This window comes from Salinivibrio sp. KP-1 (assembly GCF_000968645.1).
Taxonomy (GTDB): Bacteria; Pseudomonadota; Gammaproteobacteria; order Enterobacterales; family Vibrionaceae; genus Salinivibrio; species Salinivibrio siamensis.
The window spans coordinates 29,622-51,947 of the sequence record NZ_LAQR01000004.1 but is presented as its reverse complement, the minus strand read 5'-3'; the positions used below and the strand labels follow the sequence as shown (position 1 = coordinate 51,947).

Below are 22,326 nucleotides of genomic sequence, written 5' to 3'. Positions count from 1 at the left end.
TCGATTGATTGCTGTATAATTCGCCACCTCGCGCTACCTGCAGACAGGTAGCTAAGTTTTTTGGGTTCCCTCGCCCCCAATAACAAAAAGGTGCACTATGAGCCACTTTTCTCTTGCTCAGCAGCGTAAAGCGCTGGGCTACCTCGTGATTTTTCATTTACTGATCATTGCCTCCAGCAACTACTTGGTGCAGATCCCCTTTACGGTATGGGGGTTTCATACCACGTGGGGAGCGTTTACCTTTCCGTTTATTTTCTTGGCGACGGATTTAACGGTCAGGATCTATGGTCCAGCATTGGCACGCCGTATTATCTTGCTGGTCATGGTACCTTCGCTGCTGATTTCTTACGTATTATCCGTCTTGTTTTACCAAGGCAGCTATCAAGGCATGGAACAGCTGGGTACGTTTAATCTCACCGTTGCGCGAATTGCGATTGCCAGCTTTATGGCTTATCTGCTCGGCCAGATCTTAGATATTCATGTGTTTAACCGGTTACGCCAGCAACGCCAATGGTGGGTCGCGCCGAGTTGTTCTACCTTGTTTGGTAATGCGTCAGACACGCTCGCGTTCTTTGCGATTGCGTTTTACCAAAGCCAGGATGCCTTTATGGCCGAGCATTGGGTTGAAATTGCCTTGGTAGACTATGCCTTTAAGCTGATTATTAGCTTGGGGCTGTTTATTCCTATGTATGGGGTGTTACTCAACTTGATTATTCGACGAATCACACAGGTGACGCCGTCGGCGACGGTACAGCAAACGTCCTAATTAGTAGCAGAATAAAGAGTCGCATCGCGGCTCTTTTTTTACATCAATGCGGGGAGGTGAGATGGAAATTCGTGCTGGGCACTTAGAGGAGGCGGTAACGGTGCTTAACAGCGTGCCCGAGTTGGATGCGGGTGTATCCTTGGAGCAATGCCACGCGCGATTAGCCGGACGCACGGCATTGGTATTGGTGGGATATCTACACGGTGAGCCTGTGGGGGCGAAAATAGGCTATGCCATCAGTGAGACCCAGTTTTATAGCTGGCTCGGCGGAGTGACCAAAGCGGCCCGTGGCAAAGGGGTGGCGAAAGCGCTACTCAAGGCTCAAGAAGCGTGGGTTGATGAGTCGGGTTATCAAACGCTTGCGGTTAAATCACGCAACCGCTTTACCGCGATGGTGTGCATGCTGGTTTGTCATGGCTATCAGATTGTGGCGTTGGAGGAAAAGGGTCAGCCTGCTGACTATCGCCTTTATTTTGAGAAGAAGATCAATAATTGAGCAGTGAATGCAAAATAATCGCATTTTCTTCTTGATGAACGATAATGAGAATGGTTATTATTAACTTGCACTCAGGGCAAGCCCACATGCTTAACCCTGAAGGCACGACATTGCTCACATTGCTTCCAGTGTATTAGCGGGGCGCTTATCAGACAGTGATTAAGTTAGCCTATTTTTGCTAGGCGACACCTCTCGGGGTGTCGCTTTTTTCTTTTCTGGGCAAGGGCTTTTCGAACCTGGGTTGTTGGTGTGATGGCTGTGGGTGCAATGACAGTTTGATGACAGTGAGAGAGTCTGCGCACAAGATCAACAAATGAAAAAGATTCTCAATTAAGTGTTGAAAACGGTAATGAGAATGGTTATTGTTAACTTGTCTTCAGGGCCAAGCCCACATGCTCAGCGCTGAAGGCACGACATTGCTCACATTGCTTCCAGTGTATTGGGGCCAGCAAACTGTTACTAAGACAGCTTTGACTTTGCGCTCACTTGTTATAGCGACGCCCATCTCGGCGTCGCTTTTTTCTTTTCTCTTCTTTGTCTCTTTGTGGATGAGCGTGGCTTAGGCGAGCTCAACCAATTTTTTTACCATACGATTGATACCAACGGCCGCATCAGTGACGGATGTCGCGAGCATATAGGCGGGGGTGGAAAGCAGATGGTGACGTTGGTCTAACACATAATCCGATACCGGACACTCTATATGTTCACCGCCCATACGGTTAAAGGCGGCGGCGATATCGGGCTCATTACCAATGGTGCCTTTGACGCCTTTCGGGTAGATCTGCGGGATCATAATAGGGGCAATACACATATAGCCAGCAGGCTTCTCGGAACGGGCAAAGGCCTGACACACCGCAAACATATCTTGGTGCACCTGAACCGGATCGCCATTGTAGGCAAAATCCGACAAGTTTTTCGCTGCCCCAAAGCCCCCGGGAACCAGTAAGGCGTCGAAGTCATCGGCGTTCAGATCGGTCAGCGGAAGAATATCTCCACGTACAATGCGGCTGGCTTCAGTGAGCACATTACGCGTTTCGCTCATCGCCTCGCCAGTACGATGGTTAATGACATGGTGCTGATCGATATCTGGCGCAAAGCACTGCCATTGGGCATCGTTTTGCTCAAGGGCAAGTAGGGATAACACAGTTTCTTGGATCTCGGCACCGTCAAACACGCCGCAGCCAGATAAGATCACAGCAACCTTTTTCATGACGCTCTCCTTGTATCGGCATTTACAATATTGCAATCAGAGTGGGCAATGCATAAAGCATCGTCTACGCTTAATGGCGTTTGACAGTGTCGCATTGGCCAAGGGCTTATGCGAAATAGTAGTCAAGATCGCAAGATAAATTGGTGATTATCTCCGCAGTTTGTGATGACTTTCTCTGCAACCTTTGACACCGATAGCGATTTCTTTTTCCACACCACAGGATCCTTTTTCGATCAAGATCTAGATCCTGGGTTTTTATTTAAGTTGATGTTTTTATTTAATAAAAAATCCATTTTTCATGCTTGTTTAGACAAAATCAAAATCCTATAAAATAATTACCAACAAAGTTATCCACAGATTGGCGACCTTGTGGGAAAAACCATGGTTAACAGGGGTCGAGACTCGTGGCATGCTTAACGGCTAACGTGTTTAACTGGCGATCAAGATTCTGATATGGCAACTCTTCCCGACAATCCGTTAATCCTTGTGGATGGCTCTTCGTATCTTTACCGGGCATACCATGCGTCTCCCAATCTCACTAATAGCCAAGGCGAACCCACTGGCGCGGTGTTTGGGGTGGTGAATATGCTGCGCAGCCTGTTGCGACAGTACCCGCATTCGCATGTGGCGGTGATTTTTGATGCCAAAGGGAAGACGTTCCGTGACGACATGTACGAGCAGTACAAAGCCAACCGTCCACCGATGCCAGAGGATCTACGCGGGCAAATTGAACCTTTGCACAAGATTATCAACGCGATGGGCTTGCCTTTACTGGCGGTAGAGGGCGTGGAAGCCGACGATGTTATCGGCACGCTCGCCGCTCAAGCCTCGAAAGCGGGGATGCCGGTGCTTATCAGTACGGGTGATAAAGACATGGCGCAGTTGGTGGATGAGCATGTCACCTTAATCAACACCATGACTAATGTGGTGATGGATCCTGAGGCGGTGCGTGAGAAGTATGGCTTTGGTCCTGAGCATATGATTGATTACCTTGCTCTGATGGGCGACAAAGTCGATAACATTCCCGGTGTACCTGGGGTCGGTGATAAAACCGCGACCGCGTTGATTGCCAATCTGGGCGGCTTGGATGATATTTACGCCAACCTTGATAAGATTGCTGAGCTCAGCTTCCGCGGCGCCAAAAGCATGGCGAAGAAACTGACAGAGCATAAAGAGTCGGCTTATTTGTCACACCAGTTAGCAACGATAAAATTGGACGTTGAACTGGACTTCACCCCTGAACAGCTGGTCAAGCAAGCGCCTGATAATGACACCTTGGTGACCATGTATCGTGATTTGCAATTCCGCCGCTGGCTCAAAGAGCTGGATGAAGGTGATGCGCCGGAAGAAGTGGTGTCTGATGAACCTATCTCGCAAGCGGCCACGATTGACCGTAGTGGCTACCAAACGCTATTAACGCGGGACGCACTAGACACTTGGCTGAAGAAAATTCGTGACGCTGAGGTGGTGGCGGTCGATACCGAAACCGATAGTCTCAACTATATGGAAGCCAATCTGGTTGGGATTTCATTTGCCGTCGCGCCAGGTGAAGCGGCCTATGTACCCGTGGCTCATGATTATCTGGAAGCGCCCGCGCAGTTATCGCTGGATGAAGTGCTGGAGGTGTTACGCCCTTGGTTGGAAGACCCTTCAGCGGCGAAAGTTGGCCAGAATCTGAAATATGATGCCAGTGTGTTTGCGCGTCACGGGATCGCCTTAAAAGGGATTGCCTATGACACCATGCTGGAGTCGTACGTCTACAACAGTGTCGCGGGACGCCATGACATGGACAGCCTCGCTGAGCGCTACTTGCAGCACACCTGCATCAGCTTTGAAGAGATAGCGGGGAAAGGCAAGAAACAACTGACCTTTAATCAAATTCCTCTTGAGCAAGCGGCACCTTATGCGGCGGAAGATGCCGATATTACGTTGCGTTTGCATCAATACCTGATTGGTAAAGTCACCAGTGACGAGAAACTGAAAACCATTTTTGAGTGCTATGAGATGCCGTTAGTCAGCGTGTTGTCGCGTATGGAACGTCATGGTGTGCTAATCGACAAAGACAAGTTGGCGACCCAATCAGAGGCACTACATACTCGCTTGATTGAGCTTGAGCGTGAAGCGTTTGAGATTGCTGGTGAGGAGTTCAACTTAAGCTCGCCCAAGCAACTACAAGCGATTTTGTTTGAGAAAATGGGCCTGCCGGTGGTAAAGAAAACCCCCTCAGGCAGCCCCTCAACCAATGAAGAAGTGCTGCAAGAGCTCTCACTCGATTACCCGCTGCCAGCGCGGATTCTGGAATACCGTGGGTTGGCAAAACTCAAATCGACTTACACGGACAAGTTGCCGCGCATGATCAATGCGCAAACCGGCCGCGTGCATACCTCGTATCATCAAGCCGTTACTGCAACAGGGCGCTTATCGTCCACCGATCCGAACTTACAAAATATCCCTATTCGTAACGAACAGGGTCGCCGTATTCGAGAAGCCTTCACCGCGGAACCGGATCACACCATTCTGGCGGTCGATTACTCGCAAATCGAATTGCGGATTATGGCGCACTTATCCGGTGATAAAGCCTTGCTAGAAGCCTTCCGTGAGGGCAAAGATATTCACGCCGCCACCGCAGCGGAAGTGATGGGGGTAAGCCTCGATGAAGTCACCAGTGAACAGCGTCGCCGCGCTAAAGCGATCAACTTTGGCCTGATTTATGGCATGAGTGCCTTTGGCTTATCTCGTCAATTAGGGATTGGTCGCCATGAAGCACAAAGCTATATGGATACTTACTTTGAGCGTTATCCAGGCGTGAAGGCCTACATGGACCGCACCCGTGAACAAGCAGCGGAAAAAGGCTATGTGGAAACCATTTTTGGTCGTCGCCTCTATTTGCCAGAAATTAAATCGCGTAATGGCATGCGTCGTAAAGGGGCAGAGCGCGCGGCAATCAATGCGCCGATGCAAGGAACCGCCGCCGATATTATCAAGCGTGCGATGATACTGGTTGATCAATGGATTCAAGCCAACGCGGCGGATGATGCTCGCCTAGTGATGCAAGTTCACGATGAACTGGTGTTGGAAGTCAAAACGTCATCAATGTCCAAAGTTGAAAGCCAAGTACGGAAATTGATGGCATCAGCGGCTGACTTGGATGTCCCTTTGATCGCCGAAGCCGGTTTCGGGGATAACTGGGGAGAAGCCCACTAAGTTCAGGGTTTTTATTGACCTTTCTGTCGTTTTATACCGAAAGCCGATATTTTTATCGGCTTTTTTTTGGTCACTATCCACCTGATCTTTGGCGTTTTTACTCTAAACCGCCTTATTTTTATGAAAAAAAATTACGTAAGATACTTTTCAATACTGAGTGATTGATATACAGTTAACAACGTAGGGTACAGAGGTAAGATGTTCTATCTTTCAGACCTTTTGTTTCACGTTATTGGATTTGGCTGATTCAGCAGCCCCAGTCAGGATACTGACTGGGGCTTTTTTTATTGGCTAATCGTCAACGCGATGAGTCGACCCTGCCACTGCCTTTTTTGTGTTTTGCTGATTCGCATCATCCCATTCTTTTCAAAAAAATTAGAGTAATTACTTTAATTATGGCTGGAGGCTTGGTTATAATGCGCACAGCTTCTTGTTCTTTATGTGTCTATGGGGGCTGATTGAGCTCGCTTACGCACAAAGATTCGCCGACTCTCGTATTGAGGGTCGGCTTTTTTTTATCTGCGTAAGCGACAGGTGGGCCCTATCCGTCCAAGAGGGTTAATCGGTTGGCTGTGGGTCGTCTGCGATCACCGGGGGTGTTTGTTGATACCAAGCGTCTAGTTTACGGCGCAATTTGTCGACGCCCATCCCTTTGAGCGATGAGTACAACTCGACCTCAACATCCCCGCAAAAGGCCAGTGACGCTTCGCGGATTTTCATCAGTTGCTGCTTACGTGCCCCTGATTTCAATTTGTCGGCTTTGGTCAGTAGCACTAACACCGGTAAGTGAGATTCAACCGCCCAGTAAATCAGTTGCTGATCCAAGTCTTTCATCGGATGACGAATATCCATCAAGACCACTAATCCGCCAAGTTGATCACGTTTTTGTAAATATTCCCCCAGCGAACGCTGCCACTTCTCTTTCATTTCCAACGGGACTTGGGCATAACCATAACCAGGTAGGTCGACAATGTGACACCCTTCGTCCACTTTAAAGAGGTTAATTAATTGTGTGCGCCCGGGTGTCTTACTGGTCTTTGCTAGGCTCTTTTGGTCACAAAGACGGTTAAGGGAGCTAGACTTACCGGCGTTGGAACGGCCAGCAAACGCAATCTCTATCCCCGTATTATCAGGAAGATGGCGAATGTCGGGTGCGCTGGTAACAAACTGGGTGTTACGGTAATTAAGTGATTGCTCCACTGTTAACTCCGTCTCGTCTTGGTGTAGTAGACTGATTACTTTTGTGTGAATTTGTGTAAAATAACCGTGCTCGGTTTTTGATCGGTAATTGTACCATGACGGTAACTAAGTAGTGGTACTGGAAGCTTGATAATTATAAACGGAATGTCATGAAGAAATTAGCGCTAATATTGACTCTCCTCGCCAGCACTTCAGTCTGGGCCCAAGGAGATGCTGAAGCGGGCAAAGCAAAATCCAATACCTGTGTCGCCTGTCACGGTGCTGACGGTAACAGTGTTTTGCCTGATTACCCAAACTTGGCGGGTCAGCACGCCAACTATCTAGAGAAACAACTGAAAGAATTTAAGCTCGGCGCGCAAAGCGGCGGTGAGCAGGGGCGTTATAACGCTGTGATGGCTGGTATGGTGGCACCGCTCTCTGAGCAGGACATGGCAGACTTAGCGGCTTACTATGCAACCTTAACACCCAAGCCTGGCACCACGCCCGAAACGGCCATCGAAGTAGGCCGTCAGCTCTACATGGCGGGCGATCCGGAGCGCGGTATTGCAGCTTGTACAGCCTGTCACGGTCCTCGCGGGAACGGCACCCCTTCTTCTGGTTTCCCGAAAATTTCTGGCCAGCCTGCGAAGTATCTAGCCAGTCAGTTGAAAATGTTCCGTGCCGGAGAGCGTCATAATGATATGAACAAAATGATGCGCTCGGTTGCGGCGAAACTGACGGACAAGGAAATTGATGCACTGTCTAACTACTTAGGCGGACTCCACTAATAACCGAGCTGTCCAACGAAAACGGTGGCGTAATGTACGCCACCGTTTTTTTTATCTCTTCCATTTATGCGACAGTCTATGACGCTTGGCACGCATTTTGTCAGCACATCACTGATAGCGACAACGGCGACCTTCTGCGTAAGAGATTGGCTATTCTCTTGCAAGAAAAACACGTCATTTTTTGAAAGACATATTTTGTATTCATTTAAAATCAGCAATTTACCTTTGTGCCTTGTTTCCTGATTTAATGTTTTATGGCTGGCATTCTAGGCAGTCGCGCTCATTGCGATATGCTACCACTGTCAACAGGACGTTGGTCTTAAGGACAAGTGATTGAGCCAAGCAAGGCACATGAGCACCAGGACGGTCTGACCACAGGATGTGGATGTTGCCAAGGTAGGCGCACAAGGACGACGTGACACAGGATGTGTGGTGGGTTCGAACGACAAGGACGCAGGAAGCGACTGACACGCAGGTATGCGACCCACGATAACAGGACGTTGATACTAAGGCGCCAAGCGCCATGAGTCAGGGATGAACAAGGTACCAGGACGGACACTATCCGCTTATTATCGCAAGCGCGATACGCGACAGGCTTTATGCCTGTCGCTTTTTTATTGACCCACTTTCTGCTACATTCGCGCCAGCTTTTGGCATAGATGAATGATATGCAGCATTGCCCTTTATGTGAGCACACAACAACCCATCTTTATCATACCGACAAACGCAGAGCGTACCTTCAGTGCGCGGCGTGCGCGTTGGTGTTTGTTGAGCGCCAGGCATTGCTCGCGCCTGAAAATGAGAAAGCTATCTATGACTTACACCAAAATCACCCTGAGGATGACGGTTATCAGCGTTTTTTATCGCGCGTGATCAACCCTTTACTCGACCGCTTATCGGTGCCAGCAAAGGGATTAGATTTTGGTTGTGGTCCTGGGCCTGTCTTGGCCAGTATGCTGCGAAACGCAGGGCATGATGTCGCCTGCTATGATCCCTTCTATGCGCCACAAACCGACGTACTGGATGCACATTATGACTTTATTACCTGTACGGAGGCCATCGAGCATTTCTATTGGCCAAAGGTGCAATGGCAGCAGTGGTTGTCGATGCTCAAGCCGGGGGGGTACTTGGGCATCATGACCAAGCTGGTTAAAGATCCAGACGCTTTTTCACGCTGGCACTATAAGAATGATCTGACGCATGTCAGCTTTTTTAGCCGATATACATTCCAGTTTTTAGCTCACCAAGCGGGGTTGGAACTGACGTTTATCGGCAACGACGTAATTTTAATGAGGAAACCAGAGTCATGACGCGTAAAAAGAAAACGCGCCGCGTAGGATCGGAAGGCCCGGCGCAATACGTAGATAAGAATCAGAACGAGCAAGACCGCATTGCGCGAATGCTGAAAAAGCAAAAAAAGCGTAAAGGCAAAAAAGCCGGCTCGCGTCATTCAGAAGAAGACAACAAGCAAGTGCGTCGCAGCGGTGGCAAAAAAGACCCGCGCATAGGCAGTAAAAAGCCGATCCCATTGGGTACGGATGCAGAAAAACCTAAGCAACCCAAGCTCACACCAGAGCAAGAGCTCGCCAAGCTTGAGCAAGATCCACAATTGAACGTGTTGTTGGATAGAATCGAAAATGGCGAGAAATTAGGGGCGGGTTTACAAGCTTATGTGGATGAGAAGCTGGATCGGATTGAGGTGCTGATGGATAAACTGGGCCTGCTTGCCGACGATAACGAGTTGGATGATGACGACGACCTGCTGGCTAAATTTGAGCAACAGGACGATTAACAAGGAGTAACCGGTGCAGGAGTGGATCTGGATATTGGCAGGACTTGGGGCGCTCATTATTTTAGCGCTATCGGTTTACGCAGGCGTATTGCTGGCGAAGTTAAAGCGACAAACCAAGTGGCAAGCCGAGATGAAAGAGGCAGCGATCAACCAACGCAATGACAAAATCATTGAGAGTGTTGATGTGATTGCGTTTGCCGCACTACAGAATCAATGCGATTTATCGGAGGCTGCGATCCGCCTTTACATGATCATGGATCATCTACAAGGCGATAAACGGGTTGCGTTTGATAGCCGCTACCCGGCCTTGTTTGAACTGTATGAGGCGGTAAAAGATACCCCTCGCGGTGAGGCAAGGAAGGGATTGAAAAAGAATGAGCGCATGCGACTCGACTTAGACCGAGCCAAACATGAAGCGCGTTTGGAAGAGGCGATAAAAGTTGAGCTTGCGGAAATCCTCGCTTTCACCGGCGCGCGTCACATCCCTGATCATATCCTCACGCACTAAGTGTGACTGCCTGGAATGCAGCCTATCGTGGCTGCTTTCCTCTGTCATTTTGCCTCAATACCCTTATAATTATTGGGCGAAAATCGATCTCACCGACACTTTCGCAACACCAGTGCGGGTAGTGCTAAACACCTTACTCAAGGCTGTGGCACACTAGACGCTGTTACTCCTTTCCTAAGCGCTTTTGCGGAATGTAAGCCATGTCATCACCACAAATCATTTGGGATCAAGCCCTTATAAATAAGTACAACTATTCAGGGCCCCGTTATACGTCGTATCCGACGGCACTCGAATTTCATGAGGCGTTTGCGCCCGCGGAATTTGATATGGCGTGTAGTCAGTACCCTGAGCGCCCGTTGTCGTTGTATGTGCATATCCCGTTTTGCCATAAACTTTGTTATTACTGTGGCTGCAATAAAGTGGTGACACGGCACCAACACAAGGCGGATGAGTATTTAGATGCGCTTGAGCACGAAATCCGTCAGCGTGCTTTCTTGCTGGGTTCACGTCGAGTGACTCAGCTGCATTGGGGCGGTGGCACGCCCACCTTTCTCACCAAGGCGCAAATCTCCCGCTTAATGGGATTGTTGCGTCAAGAGTTTGGTTTTGAGCGCGATGCGGAAATCAGCATTGAAGTCGACCCGCGCGAAATTCCACTCGATATGCTCGATCACCTGCGGAGCGAAGGTTTCAATCGCATCAGTATCGGGGTGCAAGACTTTGATAAAAAAGTGCAGCAGCTGGTCAATCGCGAGCAAGATGAAGATTTTATTCACGCCTTGGTTGAACGTGCCCGTGAACTGGGCTTCCGCTCCACCAACCTCGATTTGATTTATGGCTTGCCCAGCCAATCTCCAGAGGGGTTTGCCAAAACCTTAGCGCAAGTTTTGACGATGCGTCCGGGTCGACTCTCAGTGTTTAATTACGCGCACTTGCCTAATTTGTTCGCGGCGCAGCGCAAAATCAAAGAAGAGGATTTACCGTCTCCGGACGCCAAGCTCACCATGTTGCAAGACACCATCAATACGTTAACAGGGGCAGGCTATCAGTTTATCGGGATGGATCACTTTGCTCTGCCTGATGATGAGCTGGCGGTGGCGCAGAGAGAAGGGCGTTTACATCGCAACTTCCAAGGCTATACCACGCAAGGTGACTGTGATCTGCTCGGACTCGGCGTATCGGCGATTTCGATGATTGGTGATTGTTACGCGCAGAACCAAAAAGAGATGAAAGCGTATTATCAGCAAGTGGATGCTGAACGCCATGCACTGTTTAAAGGCGTGATGCTTGAGCCGGATGATCGCATTCGTCGTGATGTCATAAAAGCGCTGATGTGTAACTTCACCTTAGAGAAAGCGGACATTGCGACACGTTACCAGATAGATTTTGATCAGTATTTTGCTGAAGATCTGGCGTTACTGCAGTGCTTTATTGATGACGAGTTGGTGCAAGTGACCGATCAAACGATTACGGTGACCAAAACAGGCCGTATGCTGATCCGCAATATCTGTATGAGCTTTGATGTTTATTTGCGAGATAGAGCGCGTCAGCAACAGTTTTCGCGGGTGATTTAGCCTAAAAAAACCGCCAAATGGCGGTTTTTTTACGGCGCGAGGCTCGCGTGGAGAGGCTCTACGGCGACCTAGCGTGTTGCCGCGTGGGCTGTCAGTGCGGCTTTCTCGCTATCAGACAAGAAAGCAATCGAAAGACCATTTTCTTGCAATGTGGTGATTTGCGCAGGGGTTAAGCCTGCGGCAGGGGCAGCCACTTCATACTCATAGGGCAGCTCAATGCCTTCTACTGCTGGGTCGTCGGTATTCAAGGACGCCAAAATGCCATGGTCGAGGAATTGACGCACAGGATGTTGTGCGAGATCGGCAATGGTGCTGGTTTGGATGTTTGACGTCAGGCAAGTTTCGATACCTATCTGGTGTTTAGCCAAATAATCCATCAGCGCTGGGTCCTCTATTGCCTTGACCCCGTGACCGATTCGGGTGGCGCCGAGCTCATTGATTGCCTGCCACATACTGGCGGCGCCAGCGGCTTCGCCCGCGTGCACGGTGACTTGCAGGTCGCTGGCCCGTACTTTGGCAAAGTGCTCGGTGAATTGGTCACCTGGTTGGCCCAGCTCATCACCGGCCAGATCGATGGCGACTAAGTGTGATTTTTGCGTCAGTAGCGCATCGAGCTCGGCCATACATGCTTGCGTGCCGAAAGTACGGCTCATGATACCAATCAAGTTGGTTTTCACGCCAAAGTCGCGGCTACCCGCCTGCACACCATCTACCACGGCTTCTACCACCCCTTCGAGGGGGAGCTGATGCTTCAGCGCCATGTAGTAGGGCGAAAAGCGCAACTCGGCATAATCAATTTGAGCGTTTAAGGCATCTTCTACGTTTTCGTAGGCGACGCGACGAACGGCATCTAAATCACCTAATACTGCCACGCCCCAATCGAGCTTAGACAGAAACGCGACCAAATCGGGTTCGGCCTCAACCACTTGCACATGTGGGCGCAATGACTCGATATCAGTAGCGGGTAGCGGCATCGCAAATTTTTGCCCTAATGCCAAAATGGTTTCGATACGAATATTGCCGTCTAGGTGGCGGTGTAAATCCGTCACGGGTAAGTCTTTTCTTATCATCATCGGTTCCCAGCAGGTGAGTTGGGGCTCAGTATAGCGAGTGACCTGCTCATCGTCAGTAGTCAGTGTGTCGATGGCGTGACAGCTATCGCGTGGGGAGCTTGTCCGTTACCCGTTCTGTTGGTTGCTCGGTGAGGGGCAGAGGTTTGGCAAACAAGAAACCTTGTGCAAAATGGCAACCGATGTCGCGCAGCCGCTCTGCTTCTTCCTGGGTTTCTATCCCTTCGGCCACTAGGTGTACATCCATGCCACGTGTCATAGCAACCACGGCTTCAATGATGCGTTGGTTGGTGCTGTTTTCAGTCATCGAGTGAACGAAGCTGCGATCAATCTTAAGGCTATCAAACGCCATTTGGTGAAGGTATGCCAGCGATGAATAGCCGGTGCCAAAGTCATCGATAGCAATTTTAATTCCCAGCGCACGGATTTTGGTTAACCCTGAAGTTGCCAAGTGTTCGTGGCTCATCAGCTGTGACTCAGTGATCTCCAAGGTTAAATTATCCGCTGGCAGTTGAGTACGATCCAGCACGCTTTGCAGTTTGTCGATAAAGTCGGCCGACAGTAGCTGACGAGCGGATAAGTTCACGTGTAGCTGATAATTGGCTGGCCATAAGCCTTTTTGAATCTGCGCCACGGTGTCATAGGCGGCTTGCTCAAGTACCTGCATGCCGATTTGATTAATCAAGCCACTTTGTTCGGCCACGGGAATGAATTCAGCCGGGGAGACCATGCCGCGTGTAGGGTGGCGCCAGCGCACCAAGGCTTCTGCGCCGCAGAACCGGCCATCAAGCAAGCGGACAAAGGGTTGGTAATAGACCTCAAACTGGTGATGCTGAACGGCGTGATGAAGCTCGAGGAGAAGCCGTGATTGCTCTTGAATCCGTGCCTGCATATTGGCTTCAAAGTACACGTACATCGCTGTTTCACTGCGTTTGGCTTCACTCAATGCGAGACCAGCGTGATCAAGGCCTTCATAGATGGCATCGCCAAAGGTGTAGCCAAAGACTACGCCCGCACATGCGTCGACCAGGACATCATCGTTGCCGATGGTGACGGGGCGCTTAAATAAACTCAGTAACTGATCGACCAATGCCTCTGATTGCGTTCGGTTAGTGGTATTGGGCGCGAGAACGGCGAACTCATCGCCACGTACGCGTGCCAGTAGCATCCCAGAGCCATCGGAGAGGGCGCTGAGTCGATCGGCAATCGCGCATAAAAGCGTGTCCCCGCCTTCTTGTCCCAGGCTGCCATTAATATTACGAAAGCCATTGATCCCCAAAATCACCAAGGTATTGGGAGCGTGATAGCGTAAGCCCGTGGCCTGTTCAATCAAGCCTTCCCGCGTATAAAGTTGCGTGAGGTTATCTTGGCGGACTTGTTGGCGCAGCGCATCGAAAGAGTGCTGCAATTTGACCGACATATTGTTAAACGCTTCTTTGAGTATCGCGATTTCCCGCAGGCTTGCGGGTGTATTAATGCGGTAAGTCAAATTGCCGGATGCCAGTTTGGCTGCCGCTTCAGCGGTGTCTCTCAATGGGCGAGTCAGTTGGCGTATAATGAAATACACCACCGCAAGCCCGACCAGTGCCATGGCTACCACCAGATAAATACTGATTTCTTGCTGGCTAAGAAGGTTTTTTAACAGTAGCTGATCGGGCAGTGCGACCACCACATACCACTGATGCTGAAAGGGAGCGGGCATCGCCACTTTTTTAATGGTGCCATAAAAATGGCCCTTATCGGCAATATCGAAATTAAAGGGCTTGCCTAAACGGCTGGGGTCGGGCGGCCACGCATTTGCGACCTGGCTAATCGTATTGTCGAGGACTGGATTATGGGTAATATCAGGAAAATGTAAGATATTGCTGGGGCTCTCTTGGCCACTGTGGGCGACCATTCGGCCCTCATCGTCGACAATAAATAATGCCCCGCCGAGCTTTTGTTGACGTTCGCTGAGGAAGCGGTTAAACGCATTGAGCTTGATGTCGCTGGCGACCACGCCCCACACATTATCATCGACCATCACCGGGGCGATGGCCGATAAGGAGACTTCACCAACTTCATCGGCATCACGGTAAATGTCGGTCCAGCGCGGTTGCTCGCGATTAAAAGCAGGAATGTACCATGGTCGGATGCGTGGATCGTAATCGCTGTCTTGGTAAACGACGTTAGCGTTTGGCGTGCGGCCATCAAAAATACGCAGCGTGCCTTGGGTTGCGTCACTCTGCTCCATCAAAATATATTGACCCGCTTGGCTTTTGCGGTAGCCAAAATACGTCCCTTCGGCATCCACCCCAATACTGAGTACCTGCATGTAAGGCATGGCTTGGTAGAGGGAGGTGTAGCTATTGAGAAGATAATCACGCAGCCCTGAGTCAGTCATTGGCGCATCGCCAAGCCGGGCGGCTAGGCTGTCGGCGACAAAGATGTTGGCATTAAAGGGGTGAGCAAGATACTGGCGCAAGTCTCGCTCAATACCGACGGAGTAGTCTTCGAGTAACAATTTGCCGACAAATTGCGAGCTGGCGCGATAGTGGTTGTTGATGGTAATAATGATCACGACCAACGTCAGTGTTAGGACGAGAAACACGGGAAGCATAACGGCAGCGCGTATTGACAATGGGCGTACGTTTCTCATCAGGACAACAACTTCACTCTTATCAGAAAAATAACACGATTGTTGGATTTTACCTCAATCTCTTTACTTAAATTTAGCAGAGGTTCAAAGAGTGTCAGTTTCAATAATGAGTTACGACTCAATATTTAGCTCTTTGAGTTTGCGTGTCAGGGTATTACGTCCCCACCCTAAAATTTTAGCCGCCTCTTGTTTGTGGCCATGAGTGTGCTTGAGCGCCGACTGCAACAAGATGCGTTCGACGCTGGGTAGCGCTTGTTGCAAAATGCCGTGTTGTCCTTGTGTTATCGCATCTTGGGCCCATTGGGTGAGGGCTTGCTGCCAATCATGTGCTTCACTGTCGGCCACCGTGCTGGGCTGGTTGAACAGTTCCCTTGGGAGATCGGAGGGAAGCACTTCCTTACTGCTGGCCATCACGGTCAGCCATCGGCAGGTGTTTTCTAGCTGGCGGACGTTACCCGGCCAAGGTAACTGGCTCATCATGGTTTCTGTGTCTGGGTGGAGTTGCTTGGCTTCGACATCCAGCTCTTTGGCGGCGCGGGCAAGAAAATGCTGACATAGCTGGGGAATATCTTGGCGCCTATCTTTGAGTGAGGGTAGATGAACGCGGATCACGTTCAAACGGTGAAACAGGTCGTCTCGGAAACTGCCTTCTGTCACCAAGCGTTCGAGATCTTGGTGGGTAGCCGCGATAATGCGCACATCCACATCGACCGCCGCGTGACCGCCGACCCGATAGAATTGACCATCCGCTAGCACACGCAGTAAACGCGTTTGCACATCCAATGGCATATCGCCAATTTCATCGAGAAATAACGTCCCCCCATTGGCTTGCTCAAAGCGTCCTTGCCTGACCGCGTTGGCCCCAGTAAATGCGCCTTTTTCATGACCGAACAGCTCGGACTCAATCAAGTCTTTGGGGATGGCGGCCATATTCAGGGCGATAAAGGCTTGATTGGCCCGCGGACTATGACGATGTAGCGCTTGGGCGACTAGCTCCTTACCCGTGCCCGACTCACCATTGATTAACACCGAAATCGAGGAGCGTGACAGCCGGCCAATGGCACGAAACACCTCTTGCATCGCGGGGGCCTCGCCGATGATCTCTGGTGTCTGCGTTTGCGGCTGTTGTGACGTTTGTTGCTTTTGCTGCTCTTTATAGTGGGCCAGTGCGCGCTCAACCAGAGCCAGCGCTTCATCAATATCAAACGGCTTGGGCAGGTATTCAAACGCGCCTTTTTGGTAGGCGTTAACCGCGGCATCTAAATCCGAGTGCGCGGTCATGATGATCACGGGTAAGTCAGGGTGTTGCTCTTGTACCGCTTTTAGCAGCGCCAGCCCATCGCTACCTGGCATGCGAATATCGGAGACCAACACATCAGGGCGACGTTCATGCAGGGCACTGAGTACATTTTCAGCATTGCTAAACGTATCGCAGGTGAGGCCGGCGGCACTGAGGGTGCGTTCCATCACCCAACGAATGGAGCTGTCATCATCAACAATCCAAATGGTCCCTTTACTCATGTGGCGTGTCCTTTTCAATGATTGGCAATTGGATGGTGAAGCAGGTATGGCCTGGCCAGCTATTCACGTCAATTTTGCCTTGATGCTGATCGATTAAATGATGGGTGATAGCGAGTCCAAGCCCATTGCCGTCAGCCTTGCTCGTCACCATGGGGTAGAACAAGGTGTCCTGCAGATGCGGCGCGATCCCGGGCCCATTGTCGATGATTTCAATTTGCGCGACCACTCGGTGACGCTCGCCATGGATCACGGTTTGAAAGCCTGTGCGCGTGCGGAGCGTCAAACAGGCGTCAGGCTGACCGCGTATGGCATCGGCAGCATTGGTGGCGACGTTGAGAATCGCTTGCTCAAGCTGCTCAGGATCCATCTCAAAATCGGGTAAGCTGGGGTCGTAATCGCGAATGATCTGGATGCCTTCGTGGTTATCGAGGCTGATCAATTGGCGGACTTTTTCCAACACAACGTGAATGTTTTGTCGTTGGCGCAACCCAGGGCGCTGTGGCCCCAGTAAACGGTCGACCAAGTTTCGCAATCGGTCGGCTTGCTCGATAATAATTTGCGTATATTCAGCCAAGCTCGCATCAGGCAGCATCTTTTCTAGCAACTGTGCCGCCCCGCGTAAGCCGCCGAGCGGGTTTTTTATTTCATGTGCCAAGCCGCGTACCAACTCTTTTGCCGCTTGTTGTTGCGCTTTTTGGGTAAGCTCCTTACTGATCCTTTGTTGTTGGCTGACCACATTCACTTCCAGTAACAGCCGTCCCTCATCTGCTTGATCAAACAACGGACTGGCGCTGAGTTGCACCTTTTGTGGCTGGCCGTCCACCACCCAGGTCACATCACTGTCCGTCAAGCTTTGCCCGGCACGTGTGGTGTTGGCAATTTGTCCCCAGTCGACGCTGGCGTGCTGAATCTGCGCGGTGAGCGGTTGTGTCAGCAGGCGCCTGGCACTTTGGTGCATCAGCTGCTCGGCGGCCGCGTTGACGTACTGAATACGCCATTGGCTATCCACCACAATGATCGCGGTGAGAAGATGATCGAACAGTTGAGCGGGGGTCATCCGTGTTGCGTCCTTGTTTGCACTGTTTTGGTGCATTGAGTGTAATCGAGATCCTTGCTTGATGCAGCTTGCACTGCCGGGTTTGTGAATTCATCGGCGTTGTCGCGGATTAATCATGCGTTCGATGTGGCTGATTCACATGGGCGCGATGCAAATACACCTGATGCTCAGAGGATGATGCAATTACCTTGCCGCTTTCTAAATAGCGGACTTGAAAACGATGGGTGCCCCTGTCTATCGGGCTGAGGTGCCATTCTAGTGTGAGCTGTGAGGCGCTGCGCGTCTGCTTAGGGTGAGCCTGAACGGGGTTACCGTCCATCACCAGCTGGACCTGGTCGCTTGGGGAAGCCGCCGGAGCAAGGGTGGCTTTTACTGAAACCTTACCGGGATTACTACGTAACGTCGCGCCATCACTGGGGTGAACCAGTGTGATCGCCACGTTTGATTGACTGGCGGGCTGGGTGGTTGTCTGCGGCGGTTGCGTTAACGATGGCGACATCGACGAGGGAGCATAATACCGCACTTGGTGGGGCGCATTGGGAGGCTGATCGCTGATATGCCACTGTCCGTTTTGATCCCGCCATTGGTAAATCGTGCCAGCCTGGCAGGTGACAGTGAGGCTGAACACGATGATGGCTATCCAGCGCATCGCTTACCCTTCTTTTTCTGCAGATATGGACCATGATAAGCCACATCGTGCGGGTAAAAAGCACAAAAAAGCCCACCTGCGAGGTGGGCTGCAATTTGTGGTGTATGAGCCTTTACACTGAGTAGTACAGCTCGAACTCCACAGGGTGGGTCGTCATTTGGATGCGCTCAACGTCTTCGCCTTTCAGCGTGATGTAAGAGTCGATGAAGTCATCAGAGAATACGCCACCTGTGGTCAAGAATTCACGATCCGCGTCAAGCGCTTGCAGGGCCTCTTTCAGTGACTCGGCAACGGTTGGGATTTCCGCTGCTTCTTCCGCTGGCAAGTCGTACAAGTCTTTGTCCATGGCATCGCCAGGGTGGATCTTGTTCTTAATCCCGTCTAGGCCAGCCATTAGCATGGCTGCGAAGCAGAGATACGGGTTGGCTGTTGGATCGGCAAAGCGAAGCTCAATACGGCGTGCTTTCGGGCTCGGTACCACAGGGATACGGATTGACGCTGAGCGGTTACGTGCTGAGTAAGCCAACATGACCGGCGCTTCAAAGCCTGGGACCAGACGCTTATACGAGTTGGTTGAGGCGTTGGCGAATGCGTTGATCGCACGTGCGTGCTTGATGACACCGCCAATGTAGTACAGTGCGGTTTCAGACAAACCACCGTACTTGTCACCGGCAAACAGGTTTTGACCATCTTTGGCAAGCGACTGGTGGACGTGCATCCCTGAACCATTGTCACCAACCAGTGGCTTAGGCATAAAGGTTGCCGTTTTACCAAAGGCGTGCGCGACATTGTGAACCACGTATTTGTAGATTTGAATTTCGTCGGCTTTGGTGGTCAAGGTGTTGAAACGGGTGGCAATTTCATTCTGACCCGCGGTCGCTACCTCGTGGTGATGTGCTTCAACCACTAGACCCATTTCCTCCATCACTAATGACATGGCAGAACGGATGTCTTGTGATGAATCAACCGGTGCAACTGGGAAATAACCGCCTTTCACACCAGGGCGGTGACCTTTGTTACCCCCTTCGAGAGCAGTGCCTGAGTTCCAGCTTGCTTCGACGTCGTCAATTTTGTAGAACGAGCCAGCCATATCGGTGGCAAATTTGACGTCGTCGAATAAGAAGAACTCTGGCTCAGGACCGATGAGAACGGTATCGGCGATGCCGGTTGCGCGCATGTAATCTTCTGCGCGTTTAGCAATTGAGCGTGGGTCACGGTCGTAGCCTTGCATGGTTGAAGGCTCAAGAATGTCACAACGGATATTCAGGGTGCTTTCCTCGGTAAAAGGGTCAAGCACGGCAGAGCTTGGGTCAGGCATCATCACCATGTCTGACTCATTAATGCCTTTCCAGCCCGCAACCGATGAGCCATCAAACATTTTGCCTTCTTCAAAGAAGTCATCATCAATCTGATGTGAGGGAATAGAAACATGCTGCTCTTTACCCTTGGTATCGGTAAAGCGCAGGTCGATGAATTTCACCTCGTTTTCTTGGATCAGTGCGAGCACGTTTTCTACTGACATGTGAAATAACCTCCGGTGTCAAATTGAGTAAATAGCGAGTTGGCTCCTTGCTTCATGACAAAGCGAAAACCGTGCCAACAATTTTAAGCCGCGCCAAACCGCGTTTAACGCGATAAAACCGTGTGCAGCCTGGGTCAAAAGCGTGCATTGTGCACCATTGTAGTGCAAACATGATCGCATATGGTGCAAGGGGCAAAGACGGTGCGCCGCTTTGCACGAGATGCGTGCAGGCATCGTCCCCTCTCTTTGTAGCAGACAATGCATGACAAGAGTGTGGACGGTCTTTAAAAATTCATTTTTTCTCTCATCACGATGAATCCTTGTATTTGCACAATAAATAACCAACTGTGACAGGATGAACCCTGAGTGACGGTGAGCCAATTCACATAATAAGGTGGGTTTTGCGACAAAATCTGGTACATTACGGCCGTTTTTTTAATCAGGTGGCGGTGCCGTCGTGTTAGCATAGCTCGCCAACTTCGGCGCGCGCCCCGTCTATCGAGTGAAAAAGAGAGTCCATGACCAAAATACAGACAGATAAACTAAGAAATATCGCCATTATTGCCCACGTTGACCACGGTAAAACCACGCTAGTGGATAAGCTGCTGCAGCAATCCGGTACGCTGGCTTCCCGCGGTGAGGTGGAAGAGCGTGTCATGGACTCAAACGACATTGAGAAAGAACGTGGCATTACCATCTTGGCCAAGAACACTGCCATTAACTGGAATGACTACCGCATCAACATCGTTGATACCCCAGGACACGCCGACTTTGGTGGTGAGGTTGAGCGTATCATGTCGATGGTTGACTCCGTACTACTGGTCGTCGATGCGGTAGACGGCCCGATGCCGCAAACCCGTTTTGTGACCCAAAAAGCCTTTGCCCATGGTTTGAAACCGATTGTGGTGATCAACAAGATTGACCGCCCTGGGGCGCGTCCTGACTGGGTGATGGATCAAGTCTTTGACTTGTTTGACACTCTCGGTGCGTCGGATGAGCAATTGGATTTCCAAGTGGTTTACGCGTCAGCCCTTAACGGCTGGGCGAGCCTAGAAGAAACCACAGAAGGCGAGGATATGGAGCCGCTGTTCAATGCGATCGTTGATAACGTTGATGCACCGGATGTCGATATCACCACGCCGCTGCAAATGCAGGTGTCTCAGCTGGATTATAACTCTTATGTGGGTGTGATCGGCGTGGGTCGTATTACACGTGGCTCGGTTAAGCCGAACCAGCAAGTCACGATTGTGAGTGCAGATGGCAGCAAGCGTAACGGTAAAGTCGGCAGTGTTTTGGGCTACATGGGCCTAGAGCGTCATGACGTTGATGAAGCCTCTGCGGGCGATATTATTGCCATTACGGGATTGGGTGAGCTGAAAATCTCAGACACGATTTGCGATCCAAGTAATGTGGAAGCCTTGCCTGCACTGACGGTGGATGAGCCCACTGTGACCATGACCTTCCAGGTGAATACCTCGCCGTTTGCAGGTCTCGAAGGTAAATACGTTACGTCACGTAATATCCTTGAGCGTCTGCAAAAAGAGCTGGTCCACAATGTGGCACTGCGCGTGGAAGAGACCGATAACCCAGATAAATTCCGCGTGTCTGGCCGTGGTGAACTCCATCTGTCTATTTTGATCGAAAACATGCGTCGCGAAGGCTTTGAGCTGGCGGTATCGCGCCCAGAAGTGATCATCAAAGAAGAAAACGGCGAGAAATTCGAACCGTTTGAGACAGTGACCATTGACGTGCTCGAAGAGCATCAAGGTGGCGTGATGGAAAGCATCGGTCTGCGTAAAGGCGAGCTGACGAACATGCTTCCAGATGGTAAAGGCCGTGTACGCATGGACTTTGTGATGCCATCACGTGGTCTGATTGGTTTCCAAACAGAGTTTTTAACACTGACCTCTGGCTCGGGGCTGATTTATCATACCTTTGACCATTACGGTAAGTACAAAGGTGGCGATATTGGCCAGCGCATTAATGGTGTGTTGATCTCAAATGCGGCAGGTAAAGCACTGACTTACGCACTGTTTAACTTGCAAGACCGCGGACGCTTGTTTGCCGAGCACGGTGACGAAGTATACGAAGGTCAGGTGATTGGTATTCATAATCGTGCCAACGATCTGACCGTTAACTGCTTGAAAGGTAAGCAGCTGACCAACGTTCGTGCATCAGGTACCGATGACGCGCAGGTATTGAGCCCAGCGATCAAGTACACCTTGGAGCAGGCGCTTGAGTTTATCGATGATGATGAACTGGTTGAAGCGACGCCGGAGAGCATTCGTATCCGTAAGAAGCTATTGACCGAAACCGAGCGTAAGCGCGCAGGTCGTAAAGGTTAATCACGCG

General features: G+C 50.7%; 17 protein-coding genes. 9 read left to right on the top strand and 8 right to left on the bottom strand.

Annotation, left to right across the window (positions count from 1 at the left end; genetic code table 11):
- Positions 1-97: 97 nt before the first annotated feature.
- Together WN56_RS07555 and WN56_RS07550 are read left to right on the top strand one after the other, a co-directional pair.
- Complete coding sequence (locus WN56_RS07555) at positions 98-766, top strand: 7-cyano-7-deazaguanine/7-aminomethyl-7-deazaguanine transporter (RefSeq protein ID WP_046074459.1); 669 nt, start codon at positions 98-100, stop codon at positions 764-766.
- A gap of 61 nt (positions 767-827) precedes the next feature.
- Positions 828-1,262, top strand: a complete 435-nt coding sequence (locus tag WN56_RS07550) for a GNAT family N-acetyltransferase (protein ID WP_046074458.1) — start codon at positions 828-830, stop codon at positions 1,260-1,262.
- 559 nt (positions 1,263-1,821) lie between these two features.
- On the opposite strand, the gene elbB is transcribed toward WN56_RS07550, so the two are convergent.
- Complete coding sequence (gene elbB, locus WN56_RS07545; protein ID WP_046074457.1) at positions 1,822-2,472, bottom strand: isoprenoid biosynthesis glyoxalase ElbB; 651 nt, start codon at positions 2,470-2,472, stop codon at positions 1,822-1,824.
- Between the two features lie 453 nt (positions 2,473-2,925).
- Between elbB and polA the strand changes: the two genes are divergently transcribed.
- Positions 2,926-5,676 (top strand): DNA polymerase I, encoded by a 2,751-nt coding sequence (gene polA, locus WN56_RS07540; protein ID WP_046074456.1) that lies wholly within the window; start codon positions 2,926-2,928, stop codon positions 5,674-5,676.
- Between the two features lie 558 nt (positions 5,677-6,234).
- On the opposite strand, the gene yihA is transcribed toward polA, so the two are convergent.
- Positions 6,235-6,876, bottom strand: a complete 642-nt coding sequence (yihA, locus tag WN56_RS07535; protein WP_046074455.1) for a ribosome biogenesis GTP-binding protein YihA/YsxC — start codon at positions 6,874-6,876, stop codon at positions 6,235-6,237.
- Between the two features lie 149 nt (positions 6,877-7,025).
- Between yihA and WN56_RS07530 the strand changes: the two genes are divergently transcribed.
- From WN56_RS07530 to hemN, 5 genes are all read left to right on the top strand, one after another.
- Entirely contained in the window at positions 7,026-7,643 is a 618-nt protein-coding gene (locus tag WN56_RS07530) for a cytochrome c (protein ID WP_046074454.1), read from the top strand.
- A 668-nt stretch (positions 7,644-8,311) separates the two neighbouring features.
- Positions 8,312-8,953 carry a class I SAM-dependent methyltransferase gene (locus WN56_RS07525; RefSeq protein WP_046074453.1) on the top strand — a complete coding sequence of 214 codons (642 nt, stop codon included), beginning with the start codon at positions 8,312-8,314 and terminating at the stop codon, positions 8,951-8,953.
- Entirely contained in the window at positions 8,950-9,435 is a 486-nt protein-coding gene (gene yihI, locus WN56_RS07520; protein WP_046074452.1) for a Der GTPase-activating protein YihI, read from the top strand. Before WN56_RS07525 ends, yihI begins: the two co-directional genes overlap by 4 nt.
- Positions 9,436-9,448: 13 nt before the next feature.
- Positions 9,449-9,943, top strand: coding sequence for a DUF2489 domain-containing protein (locus WN56_RS07515; protein WP_046074451.1), 495 nt, complete (start codon positions 9,449-9,451; stop codon positions 9,941-9,943).
- 200 nt (positions 9,944-10,143) lie between these two features.
- On the top strand, positions 10,144-11,517 hold the full coding sequence (hemN, locus tag WN56_RS07510) for an oxygen-independent coproporphyrinogen III oxidase (RefSeq protein ID WP_046074450.1): 1,374 nt from the start codon (positions 10,144-10,146) through the stop codon (positions 11,515-11,517).
- Between the two features lie 68 nt (positions 11,518-11,585).
- Here hemN and add read toward each other — a convergent pair whose 3' ends face one another.
- From add to glnA, 6 genes are all read right to left on the bottom strand, one after another.
- A complete protein-coding gene (add, locus tag WN56_RS07505; protein ID WP_046074449.1) occupies positions 11,586-12,587 on the bottom strand; it encodes an adenosine deaminase in 1,002 nt (333 codons plus the stop codon).
- A gap of 85 nt (positions 12,588-12,672) precedes the next feature.
- A complete protein-coding gene (locus tag WN56_RS07500; RefSeq protein WP_082084434.1) occupies positions 12,673-15,225 on the bottom strand; it encodes an EAL domain-containing protein in 2,553 nt (850 codons plus the stop codon).
- A gap of 111 nt (positions 15,226-15,336) precedes the next feature.
- Positions 15,337-16,746 (bottom strand): nitrogen regulation protein NR(I), encoded by a 1,410-nt coding sequence (gene glnG, locus WN56_RS07495; protein ID WP_046074447.1) that lies wholly within the window; start codon positions 16,744-16,746, stop codon positions 15,337-15,339.
- Complete coding sequence (gene glnL, locus WN56_RS07490; protein ID WP_046074446.1) at positions 16,739-17,803, bottom strand: nitrogen regulation protein NR(II); 1,065 nt, start codon at positions 17,801-17,803, stop codon at positions 16,739-16,741. The genes glnG and glnL overlap by 8 nt, the downstream gene beginning before the upstream one ends.
- A 109-nt stretch (positions 17,804-17,912) precedes the next feature.
- Positions 17,913-18,452, bottom strand: a complete 540-nt coding sequence (locus WN56_RS16545) for a DUF4124 domain-containing protein (RefSeq protein ID WP_052708043.1) — start codon at positions 18,450-18,452, stop codon at positions 17,913-17,915.
- A gap of 112 nt (positions 18,453-18,564) precedes the next feature.
- On the bottom strand, positions 18,565-19,974 hold the full coding sequence (gene glnA / locus WN56_RS07480) for a glutamate--ammonia ligase (RefSeq protein ID WP_046074445.1): 1,410 nt from the start codon (positions 19,972-19,974) through the stop codon (positions 18,565-18,567).
- 518 nt (positions 19,975-20,492) lie between these two features.
- Between glnA and typA the strand changes: the two genes are divergently transcribed.
- Positions 20,493-22,319 carry a translational GTPase TypA gene (gene typA / locus WN56_RS07475; RefSeq protein ID WP_046074444.1) on the top strand — a complete coding sequence of 609 codons (1,827 nt, stop codon included), beginning with the start codon at positions 20,493-20,495 and terminating at the stop codon, positions 22,317-22,319.
- The last annotated feature ends 7 nt before the right edge of the window (positions 22,320-22,326 follow it).

Excerpts from the sequence above, each read along its gene's own strand:
- WN56_RS07555 (WP_046074459.1), top strand. The coding sequence starts at position 98 with ATGAGCCACTTTTCTCTTGCTCAGCAGCGTAAAGCGCTGGGCTACCTC.
- WN56_RS07550 (WP_046074458.1), top strand. The coding sequence starts at position 828 with ATGGAAATTCGTGCTGGGCACTTAGAGGAGGCGGTAACGGTGCTTAAC.
- elbB (WP_046074457.1), bottom strand. The coding sequence starts at position 2,472 with ATGAAAAAGGTTGCTGTGATCTTATCTGGCTGCGGCGTGTTTGACGGT.
- polA (WP_046074456.1), top strand. The coding sequence starts at position 2,926 with ATGGCAACTCTTCCCGACAATCCGTTAATCCTTGTGGATGGCTCTTCG.
- WN56_RS07530 (WP_046074454.1), top strand. The coding sequence starts at position 7,026 with ATGAAGAAATTAGCGCTAATATTGACTCTCCTCGCCAGCACTTCAGTC.
- WN56_RS07525 (WP_046074453.1), top strand. The coding sequence starts at position 8,312 with ATGCAGCATTGCCCTTTATGTGAGCACACAACAACCCATCTTTATCAT.
- yihI (WP_046074452.1), top strand. The coding sequence starts at position 8,950 with ATGACGCGTAAAAAGAAAACGCGCCGCGTAGGATCGGAAGGCCCGGCG.
- hemN (WP_046074450.1), top strand. The coding sequence starts at position 10,144 with ATGTCATCACCACAAATCATTTGGGATCAAGCCCTTATAAATAAGTAC.
- add (WP_046074449.1), bottom strand. The coding sequence starts at position 12,587 with ATGATAAGAAAAGACTTACCCGTGACGGATTTACACCGCCACCTAGAC.
- WN56_RS07500 (WP_082084434.1), bottom strand. The coding sequence starts at position 15,225 with ATGAGAAACGTACGCCCATTGTCAATACGCGCTGCCGTTATGCTTCCC.
- glnG (WP_046074447.1), bottom strand. The coding sequence starts at position 16,746 with ATGAGTAAAGGGACCATTTGGATTGTTGATGATGACAGCTCCATTCGT.
- glnL (WP_046074446.1), bottom strand. The coding sequence starts at position 17,803 with ATGACCCCCGCTCAACTGTTCGATCATCTTCTCACCGCGATCATTGTG.
- WN56_RS16545 (WP_052708043.1), bottom strand. The coding sequence starts at position 18,452 with ATGCGCTGGATAGCCATCATCGTGTTCAGCCTCACTGTCACCTGCCAG.
- glnA (WP_046074445.1), bottom strand. The coding sequence starts at position 19,974 with ATGTCAGTAGAAAACGTGCTCGCACTGATCCAAGAAAACGAGGTGAAA.
- typA (WP_046074444.1), top strand. The coding sequence starts at position 20,493 with ATGACCAAAATACAGACAGATAAACTAAGAAATATCGCCATTATTGCC.